The 16,519-nt window shown below is 39.9% G+C and carries 14 protein-coding genes; 11 read left to right on the forward strand and 3 right to left on the reverse strand.

Translation table 11 applies throughout. The features are described 5' to 3' along the window. Positions 1-13: 13 nt before the first annotated feature. Together AC27JR_RS10200 and AC27JR_RS10205 are read right to left on the reverse strand one after the other, a co-directional pair. On the reverse strand, positions 14-1,747 hold the full coding sequence (locus AC27JR_RS10200; RefSeq protein ID WP_487173508.1) for an AMP-binding protein: 1,734 nt from the start codon (positions 1,745-1,747) through the stop codon (positions 14-16). A 169-nt stretch (positions 1,748-1,916) separates the two neighbouring features. Beyond that, positions 1,917-2,363 carry a DUF3010 family protein gene (locus AC27JR_RS10205; protein WP_008110482.1) on the reverse strand — a complete coding sequence of 149 codons (447 nt, stop codon included), beginning with the start codon at positions 2,361-2,363 and terminating at the stop codon, positions 1,917-1,919. A gap of 374 nt (positions 2,364-2,737) precedes the next feature. Between AC27JR_RS10205 and thrS the strand changes: the two genes are divergently transcribed. The 10 genes from thrS to AC27JR_RS10255 all read left to right on the forward strand — a co-directional run bounded on the left by thrS (position 2,738) and on the right by AC27JR_RS10255 (position 13,153). Continuing rightward, positions 2,738-4,648, forward strand: coding sequence for a threonine--tRNA ligase (gene thrS, locus AC27JR_RS10210; protein ID WP_487173509.1), 1,911 nt, complete (start codon positions 2,738-2,740; stop codon positions 4,646-4,648). Between the two features lie 59 nt (positions 4,649-4,707). Continuing rightward, positions 4,708-5,268, forward strand: a complete 561-nt coding sequence (gene infC, locus AC27JR_RS10215; protein ID WP_008466946.1) for a translation initiation factor IF-3 — start codon at positions 4,708-4,710, stop codon at positions 5,266-5,268. 212 nt (positions 5,269-5,480) lie between these two features. Further along, the gene (gene rpmI / locus AC27JR_RS10220) at positions 5,481-5,681 is read left to right on the forward strand and encodes a 50S ribosomal protein L35 (RefSeq protein WP_004587840.1); all 201 of its coding nucleotides are present in this window, start codon (positions 5,481-5,483) and stop codon (positions 5,679-5,681) included. A gap of 15 nt (positions 5,682-5,696) precedes the next feature. Continuing rightward, positions 5,697-6,059 carry a 50S ribosomal protein L20 gene (gene rplT / locus AC27JR_RS10225; RefSeq protein WP_008110477.1) on the forward strand — a complete coding sequence of 121 codons (363 nt, stop codon included), beginning with the start codon at positions 5,697-5,699 and terminating at the stop codon, positions 6,057-6,059. A gap of 321 nt (positions 6,060-6,380) precedes the next feature. Then, a complete protein-coding gene (locus AC27JR_RS10230) occupies positions 6,381-8,198 on the forward strand; it encodes a M14 family metallopeptidase (protein WP_487173510.1) in 1,818 nt (605 codons plus the stop codon). Position 8,199: 1 nt separating this feature from the next. After that, entirely contained in the window at positions 8,200-8,841 is a 642-nt protein-coding gene (locus AC27JR_RS10235; RefSeq protein WP_487173511.1) for an MBL fold metallo-hydrolase, read from the forward strand. Between the two features lie 84 nt (positions 8,842-8,925). Continuing rightward, complete coding sequence (locus tag AC27JR_RS10240) at positions 8,926-9,384, forward strand: Lrp/AsnC family transcriptional regulator (protein WP_008110469.1); 459 nt, start codon at positions 8,926-8,928, stop codon at positions 9,382-9,384. A 112-nt stretch (positions 9,385-9,496) separates the two neighbouring features. Next, on the forward strand, positions 9,497-11,053 hold the full coding sequence (locus tag AC27JR_RS10245; RefSeq protein WP_487173512.1) for a SulP family inorganic anion transporter: 1,557 nt from the start codon (positions 9,497-9,499) through the stop codon (positions 11,051-11,053). A gap of 205 nt (positions 11,054-11,258) precedes the next feature. Then, positions 11,259-12,332 (forward strand): sensor histidine kinase, encoded by a 1,074-nt coding sequence (locus tag AC27JR_RS10250; protein ID WP_076920267.1) that lies wholly within the window; start codon positions 11,259-11,261, stop codon positions 12,330-12,332. Next, a complete protein-coding gene (locus AC27JR_RS10255) occupies positions 12,329-13,153 on the forward strand; it encodes a LytR/AlgR family response regulator transcription factor (RefSeq protein WP_076920268.1) in 825 nt (274 codons plus the stop codon). Before AC27JR_RS10250 ends, AC27JR_RS10255 begins: the two co-directional genes overlap by 4 nt. Before the next feature lie 75 nt (positions 13,154-13,228). Here AC27JR_RS10255 and pyk read toward each other — a convergent pair whose 3' ends face one another. Next, positions 13,229-14,665, reverse strand: a complete 1,437-nt coding sequence (gene pyk / locus AC27JR_RS10260; RefSeq protein ID WP_076920269.1) for a pyruvate kinase — start codon at positions 14,663-14,665, stop codon at positions 13,229-13,231. Between the two features lie 350 nt (positions 14,666-15,015). Between pyk and gndA the strand changes: the two genes are divergently transcribed. Then, a complete protein-coding gene (gndA, locus tag AC27JR_RS10265) occupies positions 15,016-16,389 on the forward strand; it encodes an NADP-dependent phosphogluconate dehydrogenase (RefSeq protein ID WP_487173513.1) in 1,374 nt (457 codons plus the stop codon). Positions 16,390-16,519 lie beyond the last annotated feature (130 nt).

Genomic DNA, 16,519 nt, shown 5'->3' on the forward strand with positions numbered 1-16,519 from the left:
GCATTTAACCAGCTTATGAAAATGCAGATTCGGCGAGCTCTTCTTGCATTTGTTCGCGCATTTTAAATTTTTGCAATTTTCCGGTTACCGTCATCGGGTAATGTTCAACAAAGCGAATATATTTAGGCTGTTTAAAGTAGGCGAGTTTGTCTTTTAAAAATAATCGAATTGCTTGCTCATCAAGCACTTCACCTTCTTTAGGCTGGATCCAGGCACACACTTCTTCGCCAAACTTTTCATCGGTAATACCAAAAATTGCCGCATCTTGTATCCCTGGGTAGGTGTATAAAACTTCCTCAATCTCACGGGGATATATATTTTCTCCGCCGCGAATAATCATGTCTTTAATTCTGCCAACAATACTAACAAAGCCTTCACTGTCCATTACCCCTAAATCGCCAGAATGTAACCAACCTTGATTATCGATAGTAGCTTTGGTTTTTTCTTCATCGTTCCAATAGCAACGCATAATACCAGCTCCACGGCTACAGACTTCACCTGGTTGGCCTATTTTTTGAACTTCACCCACCTCATCAATAATCTTTACTTCAGTGTGCGCAAGCGCTCGTCCTACAGTGGTGACTTGACGCTCAATTGATGAGTCGGTTTCAGTGATATTGTTGATTGGGCTACACTCTGTTTGTCCATAGGCTATAACGACTTGGTTCATATTCATTAGTGTTTGTACTTTACGCATAACTTGTTCGGGGCAGGTTGAGCCTGCCATAACGCCGGTTCGTAATGTACTTAAATCATAATCACTAAAGTTATTAAGCTCTAATTCGCTTATAAACATGGTAGGCACGCCATGAAGCCCGGTACATTTTTCTTGTTGTACCACCTCTAATGTGGTTTTTGGATCGAAAGAATCACTTGGATAAATAGCTGCAGCGCCTTTACTTACGCACAATAAGCTGCCTAAAACCATGCCAAAGCAATGATAAAGCGGTACAGGGATACACAGCTTATCATGTTCAGTAAAATGCATTGCTTGGGCAACAAGCAGTGCATTATTAAGAATGTTTTTATGCGTTAGCGTAGCCCCTTTAGGGTTTCCTGTGGTGCCAGAGGTAAATTGAATATTAATGTCTTGATTACAGTTTAGGGTTTTAGCCACCGCTTGAAGTTCTAACTGGTGGGCATCTGAGGGCATGGCGAGTACTTCATTAAACGAAAACATGCCATTTACTGGCTCATCACCTATACAAATTACATTTTTTAATGAAGGGAGTTTAGCGGCTTTTAATTCCCCTTTTTGGCAACTATTTAGCTCTGGGGCTAAACTTTGTAGCATATTAACGTAGTGACTGCCCTTAAATGAGGTAGCAGTAATAAGCGTGGAACATTCAACACTATTAAGTGCATATTGCAGTTCACTGGGGCGGTAAGCTGGGTTAATACACACCATGATTGCGCCGATTTTAGCCGTTGCAAATTGAGTTAAGCACCATTGTATATTATTGGGTGACCAAATACCGACCCTGTCACCTGATTTAACCCCTAATGCCAATAACCCCATAGCAAGCTGATCAATCTGCTGCTGAAACTCCTTGTAGTTTAAGCGAATATTTTGGTGAGCAACAACAACTGCCAATGCCTTTGGGTTATTGTCGACAATTGAGTCAAGGTATTCTCCAATAGTTTGCTCTATTAGCGGTGTGCTTTGAATCCCCTTAAAATAACTATTTGATAGCGGTATAGTGTTTATTTGTTCTACTTCTTTATGCACTGTTTGTGTCGCTTTCATGACATTCTCCATGTTTTTATCTATCCAAGGCTTGTTGATTAAATAAACATGAATTGTCGACAAAGGGAAGAGGGTTAGACTAATGTCTTACACTTTTATTTGAAAATTTAGACATAAAAAAACGCGTAATATTGAGCTATTACGCGTTTTTACAAGGATGCAATTGGTATTACATTTCGTCGCTGCGGTAGGTTTTTTTCATGATATAAACATAAGCATTAACGAATGCATTTTCTTGATATTTTTTAAGACCAGTGTCTTCGAACGCGATAGGGATTGGGTTGCGTTTTACTTGCTCTTTTATTTCAGTAGTTGAAAACACGCGAACATCGAGGTTGTCGATTAATTGAATAGCCGTTTCCATTTTGAACCCTTTAGCGCTACCTGCAAATTTACCTTTAGGCTGGCGTTCGCGAATGGCAACAGAATCAATTTGATAATCTTGCATTAGTTTTGCAAAATCAAATTGAAATTTACGCATTACTTCAGTGTCGTTACCGTTACCTAAGGTAAAGCGTGTTTGGCGCACGTCACGAATATCAAAAACGTCGTTATCTTTACTTAAAATACAAAGTAGTACATCACTACCGGTAATTTCTACACCACATGTTCTCATTGTTAATCTCTACTATAACTTAATTACCGGTTATTATACGCAACACGCATTAAAATGCGAGTTTAAGCAGTTTACGTGCTGCTTTAATATCGTGTTTAACGTTAATTTGAGATTACCTGACTGAAGAAAAGTTATTAATTGCACATTTATGCTAAAATTGCGTGGTTTTTAATAGCTTAAAACTTGTAATTAACGCTGCAGCACGCGACAATATCTTTTTTGTAGTTGAGCAGACTCAGCACCTACATTAGCCTTTGTCGGCGAAAAATAGTCAATGCTTATTCGTAAAAGCGTTGTCGAGTCATTCTCATTTAATTAATTAAAAAATACACGTGATACATTGTAGGTGTCACCACTGTATGTAAGGATTTATAATGCCAGTTATTACTCTCCCTGACGGTAGTCAGCGTAGTTTTGAAAACCCTGTAAGCACGCTTGATGTTGCAAACGATATTGGCCCTGGTCTTGCTAAAGCAACCATCGCCGGCCGTGTGAATGGCGAACGCGTGGATGCATGTGATTTAATTTCAGTCGACTCTCGTCTTGAAATTATTACAGCAAAAGATGACGATGGTTTAGAAATTATTCGCCATTCTTGTGCCCACCTAATTGGTCATGCAGTTAAGCAACTTTTCCCAGACGCTAAAATGGCGATTGGTCCTACTATCGATAACGGTTTTTACTATGATATTGATATGGAACATTCGTTATCTCAAGATGATCTTGATGCTATTGAAAAGCGTATGTTACAGCTTGCAAAAACAAACTACGATGTAGTGAAAAAAACCGTTAGCTGGCAAGAAGCACGCGATACGTTTGCGGCGCGTGGCGAAACATACAAAATAGAAATTCTTGACGAAAATATTGCTCAAGATGATCGCCCAGGTTTATACCACCACGAAGAATACGTAGATATGTGTCGTGGACCACATGTTCCTAACATGAAATTCTGTCAAAACTTCAAAATTATGAAGGTAGCAGGTGCATACTGGCGTGGTGATTCTGAAAATAAAATGCTGCAGCGTATTTACGGCACAGCGTGGGGCGATAAAAAGCAACTTAAAGCGTACTTAAAGCGTTTAGAAGAAGCTGAAAAACGTGATCACCGTCGTATTGGTAAAGCACTTGATTTATGGCACTGGCAAGAAGAAGCGCCAGGCATGGTATTTTGGCACAACGATGGTTGGAGCATTTACCGTGAATTAGAAGAATTTGTGCGTGAAAAATTACGTGAGTACCAATACGAAGAAGTAAAAGGTCCAATGATGATGGACCGTTCGTTATGGGAAAAATCAGGTCACTGGGAAAAATATTCAGAAGCCATGTTTACCACGGAATCTGAAAAGCGTGAATACGCAATCAAGCCAATGAACTGTCCTGGTCACGTACAAATATTTAACCAAGGTTTAAAATCATACCGTGATTTACCACTGCGTATGGCTGAGTTTGGTTGTTGTCACCGTAACGAGCCATCAGGCGCACTTCACGGTTTAATGCGTGTGCGTGGCTTTACCCAAGATGATGCGCATGTATTCTGTACTGAAGAGCAAATCATGGATGAAGTATCGGCCTGTATTAAAATGGTTTACGATACGTATGAAACATTCGGCTTTGAAAAAATTGTAGTTAAACTTTCAACTCGTCCAGAGCAACGTATTGGCGAAGATGAAATGTGGGACAAAGCTGAGCTTGCACTTGCTGATGCACTTAAGGCAAATGACATTGAATTTGATTACCTACCAGGTGAAGGGGCGTTTTATGGTCCTAAAATTGAATTTACTTTGTACGATTGCTTAGACAGAGCGTGGCAGTGTGGTACAGTGCAACTAGACTTTGCATTACCTGGTCGTTTAGGCGCAACATATGTGGCTGAAAATAACGAACGACGTACACCTGTTATGATACACCGCGCTATATTAGGGTCTATTGAGCGCTTCATTGGTATTTTAACAGAAGAATATGCTGGTTTATTCCCAACGTGGCTTGCGCCTAAGCAAGTGGTGATTATGAATATCACCGATAAACAAGCACCGTATGTTCAGGAAATTGTACAAAAATTAAATAAACTTGGAATTAGAGCCGCTGCTGACTTGAGAAATGAGAAGATTGGCTTTAAAATCCGTGAGCATACACTTAAGCGTATTCCTTACTTATTGGTTGTTGGCGACAAAGAAGTTGAGCAACAAGAAGTAGCAGTACGAACTCGCACAGGTGAAGACCTAGGCAAATTTAATGTCGATGATTTTGTAGCTAAAATCAGTGAAGAAATCAAAAATCGACAGTAAAAATCGAGCGTGTAGGGCAAGCAAAAATAGCCAGCTACACGCTTATATTATTGATATTCTTGGAGGAACGTACTATTAGAGGCGGCAAGAAAGGGCAACAAACAGCTCAAAAAAATCGTATTAACGAAGAAATTACAGCGCAAGAAGTTCGTTTAATCGACATCGACGGCGAACAAGCTGGAATTCAGTCATTAAAAGACGCGCAAGCTATGGCTGATGCAGCGGGTGTTGATCTTGTAGAGATCAGTCCAAATGCTGAGCCGCCTGTTTGTAAGGTTATGGATTACGGTAAGTTCATCTTTGAAAAAAGCAAAGAACTAAAAGAGCAGAAGAAGAAGCAAAAGCAGATCCAGATTAAAGAAATCAAATTCCGTCCTGGCACGGATGAAGGTGACTATCAGGTTAAGCTACGCAACTTACGTAAGTTCTTAGAAGCTGGCGATAAAGCTAAGATAACTATCCGCTTCCGTGGTCGTGAAATGGCTCACCAAGAAATTGGTATCGAATTATTAAACCGTATTAAAACCGATTTAGAAGAATTAGCAGTTGTTGAATCTTTCCCAAATCGTGTTGAAGGCCGTCAAATGGTTATGATGATGGCGCCGGTTGCTAAAAAGTAATAATTAGGCGATAATACGCACCGAATTTAGCTCAGGTTTGCAAGTGATGCGAAAGTGTCCACCTGAGTTAACCGGTTTTAAAGTAAAATTGCGGTATTTATATCGGGTTTTCACCGGAACATAGCAGTAAGTTAGGCCTTTAAAGTGGAGCTATAGCAATATATCTCACGCCTTCTTACTAATTTTAAAGCAATACAATTGGAGTTATTGCAATGGCTTACAAGCTAAAAAGTCACAGAGGCGCAGCTAAGCGTTTCAAAAAGACTGCTTCTGGCGGTTTCAAGCGTAAACAAGCGCATCTTCGTCACATTCTGACTAAGAAAACTTCTAAGCGTAAGTTACACCTACGTCCTAAGATGATGGTTCATAAAAATGACCATGGTCTAGTTTCACGTATGTTACCATTCGCTTAATAGGGGTTTTTAGAAATGGCAAGAGTTAAACGCGGCGTTGTCGCACGTGCACGTCACAAAAAAGTTTTAAAACAAGCGAAAGGTTACTACGGAGCACGTTCACGTGTTTACCGCGTAGCTTTCCAGGCTGTTACTAAAGCGGGTCAATACGCTTACCGTGACCGCCGTGCTAAGAAACGTACTTTCCGTCAACTATGGATTGCACGTATCAATGCTGCTTCACGTCAAAATGGTCTGTCTTACAGCCGTTTTATCAATGGTCTTAAAAAGACATCTGTAGAAATCGATCGTAAGATCCTTGCAGATATCGCTGTTTACGACCAAGTTGCATTCGCAGCGCTTGTAGCAAAAGCAAAAGAAGGCCTAGCGGCCGCTTAAGTTTTTGTATAAGTATTAAAAAGGAGCCTATGGCTCCTTTTTTTGTGCCTGTTATTTAGTGTGTTAGCTATGTTTATACCTTTTAAATTCATGCATTCATCTAACTTTAAATTATTAGCTAGCTGAGAATTTTAGGCATGTTCTTTGTTGCTCTCAAGGTTGATATTAATTATGTTTTTATCAGTACTTGATTAGGGCTTGAGCAAATAACCAAAGGAAACTGCAGTTGGCTGCATTTTTTTGTTGAACTACCGCAGTTTTGGCAACTAAAAAGCTTTAATTGCTATAATTTTTTAATTAATGCGTTTGCTAGAGAAGTATATGTTTATAAGTTTATTGGTTTTATCTGCAAGTATGGCGAATAACAGTCATTTACCGCCATTATTACCATGGGAAGGTGCGAGCACGTCGCTATTGCAACAACAAGGACCTTTAACCACAGACTTCGAAATTTCTGCAGGAGTCTCGTCTCCTAATTATGCTGATACCATGGCATTTGTTGATAGATTGGTGGCAGCTAATCCCACTCAATTTAAATCAAAAACGATTGGCTATAGTAATAGTAAACGTGCAATAAAAATGTTAATTGCCAGCGAACAAGGCTTTTTTGACGCTGGGCAAATGGCTAATAGCACCAAACCAACCGTGCTTATTCAGGCCGGTATTCACGCCGGTGAGATTGATGGTAAAGATGCAATGTTTATGTTGCTTAGAGATATTGCCACGGGTAAACGTCGCGATATATTAAAAAAGGTAAACATTTTATTTATTCCGATTCTCAATGTTGATGGCCATGAACGCAGCGGTGCATTTAATCGAATCAATCAGCGCGGCCCAGTAAAAATGGGTTTTAGAACAAACGCCAATAACCTTAATTTAAATCGTGATTTCACTAAGTTAGATACCCCTGAGGTTAAAAGCGTACTTGCAGTGATTAACGATTATAATCCGAATTTATATATAGACGTGCATGTGACTGATGGGGCCGATTACCAATACGATGTAACCTACGGCTATAACCCAGTATTTGCTAGCGAGTCGCCAGCTATTTCAGATGCGCTTAACCGTTACTTTAAACCTGTTATTGATCAAACTTTAACTGAGCAAGGACATATCCCTGGGCCTTTAGTTTTTGTGATGGATAAACAAGAGTTTAAATCAGGGTTAGCGGGTTGGGTGGCGACGCCTCGTTTTTCTAATGGCTGGGGTGATTTAAGGTCATTACCAACTATTTTAGTCGAAAACCATTCTTTAAAACCCTATAAGCAACGGGTGTTAGGGACTTATGTGTTTATAGATGGTGCTATTGAAGCGTTAGCAGCTCATAAAGATAAACTCGCAAATGCGGTAAAAAAAGAACAGCAATTTGTGCCTAAGCAATTAATTGTTAAACGTGGCTACGCTGAGCAAGCTGATTATATTAAGTTTAAAGGCATTGCTTATTCTAAGAGTATGAATGCGTTGTCAAATCAGCAAGAAGTAAGCTATTTAGGTAAAAAACAAGATTATGACAAGCTGCCTATTTTTTGGCAAAAAGAAGTACAGCACACGGTCGAAGTTCCAAAATCGTTTTTTATTCCGCCAGTGTATACCGATATTATTGAAAAACTTGCCTTGCACGGGGTATCAATTAATAAACTCAGTGGTGCCAATACACAACCGTTAAAAATGGCAAAAGTATCGCAATTTAGCTTTGATAAAGCACCATTTGAAGGGCGTTTTAGAGTGTCGGCACATTTTGACTATGTACCGGCCACGAATGTTGACTTAGATGGTTGGTTTGAAGTCAGTACCCAACAAAAAGCAGGCGAGTTAGCTGTGCATTTATTGCATCCAGAAGCCCCTGATTCTTTTTTTGCATGGGGTGAATTTAATACAATTTTTCAGCGTACAGAGTACATGGAAAATTATGCTTTGATCCCATTTGCTGAGAAAATGCTCAGTGATGATCCTAAATTAGCCGAAGCATTTAATAAAAAACTAAAGCAAGATAAAGCATTTGCTACAAATCCTGAGGCGCGTTTAAATTGGCTCTATGAGCACAGCCCGTTTTATGACCAAGCATATTTAAAATACCCAATTTTAATGTCATATGAACAGGATATAGTTATTCCAGCGCAAAAAGATAAAGAAATATAAGATGAAAATAATCACAATTCCCGTTACGCAGTTTATGCAAAATTGCCGAATTATAGTATGCGAGCAAACCCAGCAAGCTGTGGTGATTGACCCTGGTGGTGATGTTGACAAAATTAATGCAATTCTAAAACAGCATGATTTACGCTTGTCTGCAATTTGGTTAACCCATGGACACTTAGACCATGTGGGTGCAGCACATAGTTTACGCCAGCAACACAATATAAAAATTATTGGTCCACATAAGGATGAGCGCTTTTGGTTTGATAACTTACCAATGCAAGCCACTATGTTTGGATTTGAACCTATCAGTGCTTTTTACCCAGATGAGTGGCTAGCACATGGTGACACTATACAAGTTGGCCAACTTGTATTTAAAGTACTACATTGCCCAGGGCACACCCCTGGACACGTTGTATTTTATCAAGACAGGCAAAGCATCGTTATTGTCGGTGATGTTATATTTAAAGGCTCAGTCGGGCGTACTGATTTTCCAAAAGGAGACAGTAAGCAGCTTATTAGCTCAATACAGGCCCATATAATGACGTTGCCATTGAGTACCACAATTTTAAGTGGTCATGGTGAAGATACCGATGTCGCTAATGAGAAGGCAACCAATCCGTTTGTAAGTGGTCAGTTTGGTTGATGTGTTTAATTGTTAAAAATATGCAGACTGCTTTTTAAAAAGGCTGTATAATTTAACCAATTTATTAGATAAATAAGAAATAAAATGTCTCTAAATCACGTAGATCGCCAAATATTGGCACTTTTACAACAAGATGCAAGTTTATCAACCGCTGAAATTGCAGACAAAGTAGGCTTATCTCAGTCTCCTTGTTGGCGTCGTATTGCTAAATTAGAACAAGATGGCTACATCAAAAGTAAAGTCGCATTGCTTGATGAAAAAAAGCTGGGCTTTGATATGTTGGTTTACGCCCATGTACGTTTATCAAACCATGGCAAAAAGAATCTAGCCGAGTTTGAAAAACTGATACTTAGCTATGACGAAGTGACTGAATGTTACACCATGGCGGGTACTATGGACTTTATGTTGCGTATTATCTCTCAAGGCATAGAAGGTTATGAGCACTTTGTTCGCGATAACCTACTTAGCTTAGAGTACGTGCAAGAGGTTCATTCTAACGTGACCATGACCTGTGTAAAACGTAGTACAGCCTTACCACTGTAAAATAAAAATGAGCCGATGATAAACAAATCGGCTGCATTAAAATTGTGAAATGAGCGCTAATTTGATAGAATTTAGCGCTTTTTTTATTAGCTAAATAAAACTGAGGAACTCAATGTTTAACTTACTCAGCAAAGCGCCAAGCTCTGCTAAAAACGATATTCTCTCTGGATTGACCGTGGCACTTGCCTTGATACCAGAAGCTGTTGCATTTGCCTTTGTTGCAAATGTAGAACCCCTTGTTGGTTTATATGCCGCATTTATTGTTGGCTTAATTACGGCTATTTTTGGTGGTCGTCCGGGTATGATTTCGGGTGCAACCGGTGCGCTTGCGGTTGTAATGGTAAGTTTAGTACTTGATCACGGAGTGGAATATCTATTTGCCACTGTGTTGCTGATGGGGCTATTACAAATATTGGCTGGGGTATTTAAGCTCGGTAAGTTTATACGTATGGTTCCACATCCGGTGATGCTCGGTTTTGTAAATGGCTTAGCGATAGTTATATTTTTAGCACAGCTCGGGCAGTTTAAAGTACCTGATGGTGCTGGCGGTCAAGAATGGATGACGGGCAGTGCAATGTACATTATGCTCGGTTTAGTGGCGCTAACTATGGCTATTATTCACTTTTTGCCAAAATTAACGACCGCAGTCCCTTCGTCACTGGTTGCCATTGTGACGGTAACTGGCTTAGTTATTGGCCTTGACCTAGAAGCGCGTACAGTACTTGATTTCTTAAAAGGTATGACAGGTAATGAAGCTGCAACGATTGCCGGTGGTTTACCGCAATTTCATATTCCTATGGTGCCTTTTAATTTAGAAACACTGCAAATTATCTTCCCATATGCGCTTATTCTTGCAGCAATTGGCTTAATTGAATCGCTGTTAACGCTAAGCTTGATTGACGAAATTACAGAAACACGTGGCCATTCTAACAAAGAATGTATTGGCCAAGGTGCGGCAAACGTTACATGTGGTTTCTTTGGTGCAATGGGTGGCTGTGCCATGATTGGCCAATCTATGATTAACATTAATTCCGGTGGCCGTTCGCGTTTATCTGGTATTAGTGCTGCGCTGATGTTACTTGCGTTTATTATCTTTGCCTCAAGCTTAATTGAAATGATCCCACTAGCGGCATTAGTTGGGGTTATGTTTATGGTAGTACTAGGCACATTTGAATGGGCAAGTTTTAAAATGATGAAACGCGTGCCTTTATCTGACGCATTTGTAATTGTTTTAGTATCGGGTGTGACGGTTATCACTGACTTAGCCATTGCAGTGTGTGTAGGTGTTATTGTGTCTGCATTAGTATTTGCTTGGCAGCATGCTAAACATATTTACACAACGAACTATATTGATAAAGAAGGTTCAAAAGTGTACGAGTTACACGGGCCTTTATTCTTTGGCTCAGTTAAAAACTTTGCCGATTTATTTGATGTAAAGAACGACCCTAAAGACGTTATTGTTGAGTTTAAATACAGCCGTGTTGCGGATCACAGTGCAATAGAAGCAATTGACAGCTTAGCTGATAAATACAATAAAGCCGGTAAAAAGTTGCATTTACGTCACTTAAGTAAAGACTGTACTGAACTACTTCATAAAGCGCGTGACTTAGTAGAAGTTAACGTAATTGAAGATCCAACTTATAAAGTTGCTTCAGACAAACTAGCTTAATAAATAAAAAGTAAACATTGAGAAGCGAAAGGTACCTACCTTTCGCTTTTTTTATGCGTATAGCCAAAGTGAAATGCTTAATCATAAATGCATAAGCCTGCGTTATAGTTTGCGATAGGGCTATTAAAAAGTAAGACAGTTGGTAGTGCTATACTCGTTGATAAATCGATATAATAGTGACAAATTTACAAGGTAATAATTAATTTTGAATTGGCAGTCTTTAATTGATAACAGACAACGCTTTTTCTGGCTTTTGCAAATTGCTGGCTGGATAGGGTATGCGTTAGTTAACTATATTGGTTCTAAAGTATTCGAAATGCGTGATATTTACGTATTCGTTATTTTACTCAATGCCTATGCGGGCTGTTTAATGACTGTCCCTTTGCGTTATATTTATCGCAAAATTTGGAACTCCTCACCTTGGGTCTTAATTATTGTTGTATTTGGTGCCTCTTATGTAACAGGTACGCTCTGGGCTGTGGTACAAAAGTTTAACTTGTGGGAGATATATCGCCATGGTTATCGCCCTGAAGAATGGTTTTATTATTTACAGCAAGGGCTAGACTCCGTTTATATTATTTTGTGTTGGAGTGGCTTGTACTTTGGGGTTAAGTATTACCAGTTACTACAAAGTGAACGTCAAAAAGCGTTAAAAGCAACCACAATGGCGCACGAAGCACAGCTCAAGATGCTCAGGTATCAGTTAAACCCGCATTTTTTATTTAATACCCTTAATGCTATTTCGACTTTAATTTTGGTTAAAGAAAACAAAGATGCTAACTTAATGGTGTCTAAGCTGAGTGACTTTTTACGTTACACGCTCAATACTGATCCAATTAAAAAAGTGCCGCTAGAGCAAGAGCTGCATGCATTAATGTTATATTTAGAGATTGAACGTGTGCGCTTTGATGAACGGCTACAAGTTAATGTTGATGTGAGTGATCAAGCACAACAAGCCTTGGTACCTAGCCTAATATTACAACCGATCATTGAAAATGCTATTAAGTACGCCATTGCCCACATGGCAGAAGGTGGCGTGATTGATATAAAAGCACAAGTATTTGCTAATGAATTATTACTTGAAGTGGGCGATAATGGTCCTGGCACTGAAATTGTAAATGGCCAGTTAGTTAATGCACAAGGCGTGGGTGTGGCAAATACCCGAGACAGATTAAAAACGCTCTACGAAAATAATTACTCGTTTGTATTATCACATAATACGCCAAGTGGATTAAAAGTTAATCTGCGAGTCCCGTTTGAGAAGGCTGTGAAGAAATGACAAGAATAAAAACGCTTATTGTTGATGATGAACCATTAGCACGTAAAGGTTTAGCCGTCAGGCTTGAAGAGTTTTCTGATATTGAAGTGATCAAACTATGTAGCTCAGGAGCCGATGCGATTGAAAGCTGCAAAAACGAAAAAATTGACCTCGTGTTCTTAGATATTCAAATGCCTGGGATGAACGGCTTTGAGGTTGCGCGCGCACTGAGTGAAAGTAGTAAAGATTTGCCAGCTATTGTGTTTGTGACTGCGTTTGATCATTTTGCTGTTAAAGCATTTGAAATCCATGCTTTAGATTACATTTTAAAACCCGTTGATGATAACAGATTAAAACAGGCGGTAGAAAAAGTGCATACCTATTTAAAAACACAGCAGGACAACGCCCATAAGAAAAAATTAGCTAGCTTTGTAGCTGGAATAACGGGTAATAACTGTGAAGAGATTTTAAAGAAATTAGCCACAGGTGATACCTTAACTGATCGTCGCTACCCTGAATCATTAGCAGTAAAAGAGCAGGGCGAAATTGTCAGAGTGCCAGTTGCTACCATACAGTGGGTAGATGCAGCGGGTGATTATATGTGTTTACATTGCCAAGATGGGCAAACGCATATATTACGTAAAACCATGAAAGAGCTAGAACAAGAGTTAGATCCAAGCTTATTTGTACGTGTTCATCGCAGCGCAATTGTTAACACTAAACAAATTAGTAAGCTGGTTACTCAGGTAAGTGGTGAGTACCTATTGGTACTTGAAAACGGTCAAGAACTCAAAGTTAGCCGAAGCTATCGCGACAAAGTAAAAGCAGCGCTCGCAAGCTAAATTAACCAGAGTTCAGGTTAAATTAACAGCAAAAAAAAACGCGAGCATATAGCTCGCGTTTTTTTGTAGTAACTTTTACGAAACAGTCACAATCTTCATCGTGTTGGTTGCACCAATCGTTTCCATCGCATCACCATGGGTGATAATCACGGTGTCGCCTACTTGCAGTGAGCCTGCAGCCACTAATGTGCTTAATGCGTCTTTAACCATGTTATCTTTTTCACATTTTGTAGAGTCAAAAAACACTGGGTAAACACCACGGTATAGTGCTGTTTGACCTAATGTACTGGCATGACGTGAAAGTGAGTAAATGGGTAAGCCAGAGCTAATGCGCGACATGAGTTTTGCTGTGCTACCTGATTCAGTCAGGGTAATTATCGCTTTCACAGAATCTAAGTGGTTCGCTGCATACATTGCAGAGAGTGCAATTGATTCCGCATTAGAAGAGAAACGGCTATCTAAACGATGCTTAGAAACATGGGTCTCTTTTTGCGACTCAGCACCTAAACAAACGCGTGCCATTGTGGCAACGGTTTCTTCAGGGTAATCACCTGCAGCTGTTTCCGCTGAAAGCATGACCGCATCGGTGCCATCAAGTACTGCATTGGCAACATCCATTACTTCTGCACGGGTTGGCATTGGGTTATCGATCATCGATTCCATCATTTGCGTAGCCGTTACAACAGTTCGATTAAGCGAACGGGCACGACGAATAATGAGTTTTTGTTTACCCATTAATGCAGCGTCACCAATTTCAACACCTAAATCACCACGGGCAACCATTACAGCGTCAGACGCTAAAATGATATCATCTACTGCTTCTTGTGTTTCTACTGCTTCAGCACGTTCAATTTTAGCTAAAAGCTGTGCATTAGAGCCTGCAGCTTCTGCAAGAGAACGAACATAACGCATGTCATCGCCACTACGCGGGAAAGAAACGGCAATATAATCAACATTAATTTCAGCTGCAGTGATTAAGTCTTCTTTGTCTTTGTCGGTAAACGCGGGCGCAGTTAAACCACCACCTAAACGATTAATGCCTTTATTGTTCGATAGCACGCCACCCACAGTAACAACAGTGTGCACTAAGTGGCCTTCAACATGCTCTACAGTAAGCTGAATTAAACCATCGTTTAACAGCAGTAAATCACCAGGAGCTACATCTTGTGGTAGCTCTTTATAATCAATACCAACGGCATTAATATCGCCTTGGCCTTTTTCCATTTTTGCATCAAGAACGAATTTTGCTCCAACCGCTAAAGTCACTTTACCTTCTTTAAAGGTCGAAACACGGATTTTAGGGCCTTGCAGGTCAGCAAGAATTGCAACGTGCTTACCCAATTTAGCAGCTATATCTCGAACAGCTTGTGCACGGTCTTTATGATCTTGTGCAACACCATGTGAGAAGTTTAATCGAACGACATTAGCGCCTGCACGAATAATTTTTTCTAAGTTATTATCTCTGTCTGTTGCAGGTCCAAGTGTCGCGACTATTTTTGTACGTCTTAACATTAAATTCTCCTGTGCGCTTATTTTAAGCAAGTTGACGGTTATTTTGTTTTTTGCGATTACTAATAAAGAGTAATCTTTAGTTTTATGCAATTTTTATAACATTGAGACTATTATATACAAAATGAATATGTCATCATTATGACACCGGTGTCACAGGGCGTCAATGATCTAAAAATTTAAATAGCAGCGCTATTTCTTCCCCTGTGAGGGCGGTTGTTTGATATAATTGCAGTGTTTATTTTAACTGTAATAAATGCATGTAGCTTTGCTCATGGCTTAGGTCTGAGTATAATGCACGCGGTATTATTTTAATTTACTAACCAAATAGTTGTTACCGAGGAGGGCACTAAATGCAAGTTGCATTAGTAGGGTTAGGCGTTATGGGGAAAAATCTTGCCCTGAACTTGATTGAAAAAGGGATAACGCTGGTCGCTTATGACAAAAACCCAAATGCGGGTGAAGAATTATTAAGTTGTGCTAAATCACAAGGCATGGCTGACAAACTTCACATTGTCTCTGATCTAGGGGATATGGTTAGGCGTTTAGAAACACCGCGTTCTATTTTACTACTTGTGCCTGCGGGTGAATTGGTTGATGCGGTTTGCAACGAGCTGATTGAAGCGGGTGTTCAATGTAGTGATATTATTGTTGATTGCGGAAACAGTAATTATAAAGATGGTATTAATCGCAAGCTAAAATACCAAGATAAGTTTGAATTTGCCACTATGGGTATTTCAGGTGGTGCTGAGGGGGCGCGTCATGGTCCGGCTATGATGGCAAGTGGTTCTGAAGGTGGCTGGGAGCGTGTCGAGCCATGGTTTACAAAGGTTGCTGCAAGCTACAAAGGCGAGTCGTGTTTTGCACGTGTTGGCCAATCAGCCAGCGGTCATTTTGTAAAAATGGTTCATAATGGAATTGAATACGCACTGATGCAACTTATTGCTGAGGTGTATCAGCTACTTCGTCACGGAACGAACCGCTCACCAAAAGAAATTGCTGAGATATTTAATGAATGGTCGCAAGGCCAGTTAAATAGTTATTTACTATCAATTTCTAGCCATATTTTATCACTTGAAAATTCGCAAAATGTGCCGCTTGTTGATTTAATTGATAACAAAGTTGGCGCAAAAGGCACAGGCTTATGGACAGCTCAAAATGCACTTGAGCTAGGTATTGCGGTACCGTCATTAGTGGCTGCTGTTCAAGCTCGTCATTTAACTAATGCATGCAATACCACTGCTGCACAAGAGATGACATACAGCACGCAAAAGACCACCCAGGTTGATGTTGATTTAGATGAATTAAAAGATGCATTCACCCTTGCAAGTTTGCTGGCGTATCGCCAAGGACTTGCATTAATTAAAGGTGCTTCGCGTACTCATCAGTGGAAAGTTGATTTAGCTAAAACACTACAAACATGGCGTGCAGGGTGTATTATTCGTGCAGATTACTTAGATAGTGTCGCGCAAGGTGTCGAGTTTATTGACACCCTTGAAAAAGAGTCACTTGCTATGCGTAAAGTAACGGGTCAAGCAGTTATGACCGGTCTGGCATTCCCTGTACTGAGTGCAACACAAACCTATTTAGCAACGTTAACAACACCAAGTAATGGGCATTTAGTTCAAGCCCAGCGTGATTACTTTGGTGAGCATGGCATTAAAACCCACAGTGGTGAAACGTGTCACTTAACTGACTTAGTTGATATTGACGCAAAAGTTCGTTAATAAAATCTAACTAAACTAAAAAGGACGCTTCATAGCGTAATGCCAGTCAGTTAAGCTGACTGGCATTTTTCTTTTTAGTCGGATACTTCTTTGGCTTTGGTTTTACCCATCTTGGGTAGCTCCTTTCTTC

Source organism: Pseudoalteromonas sp. NH0006-26 (genome assembly GCF_057552415.1).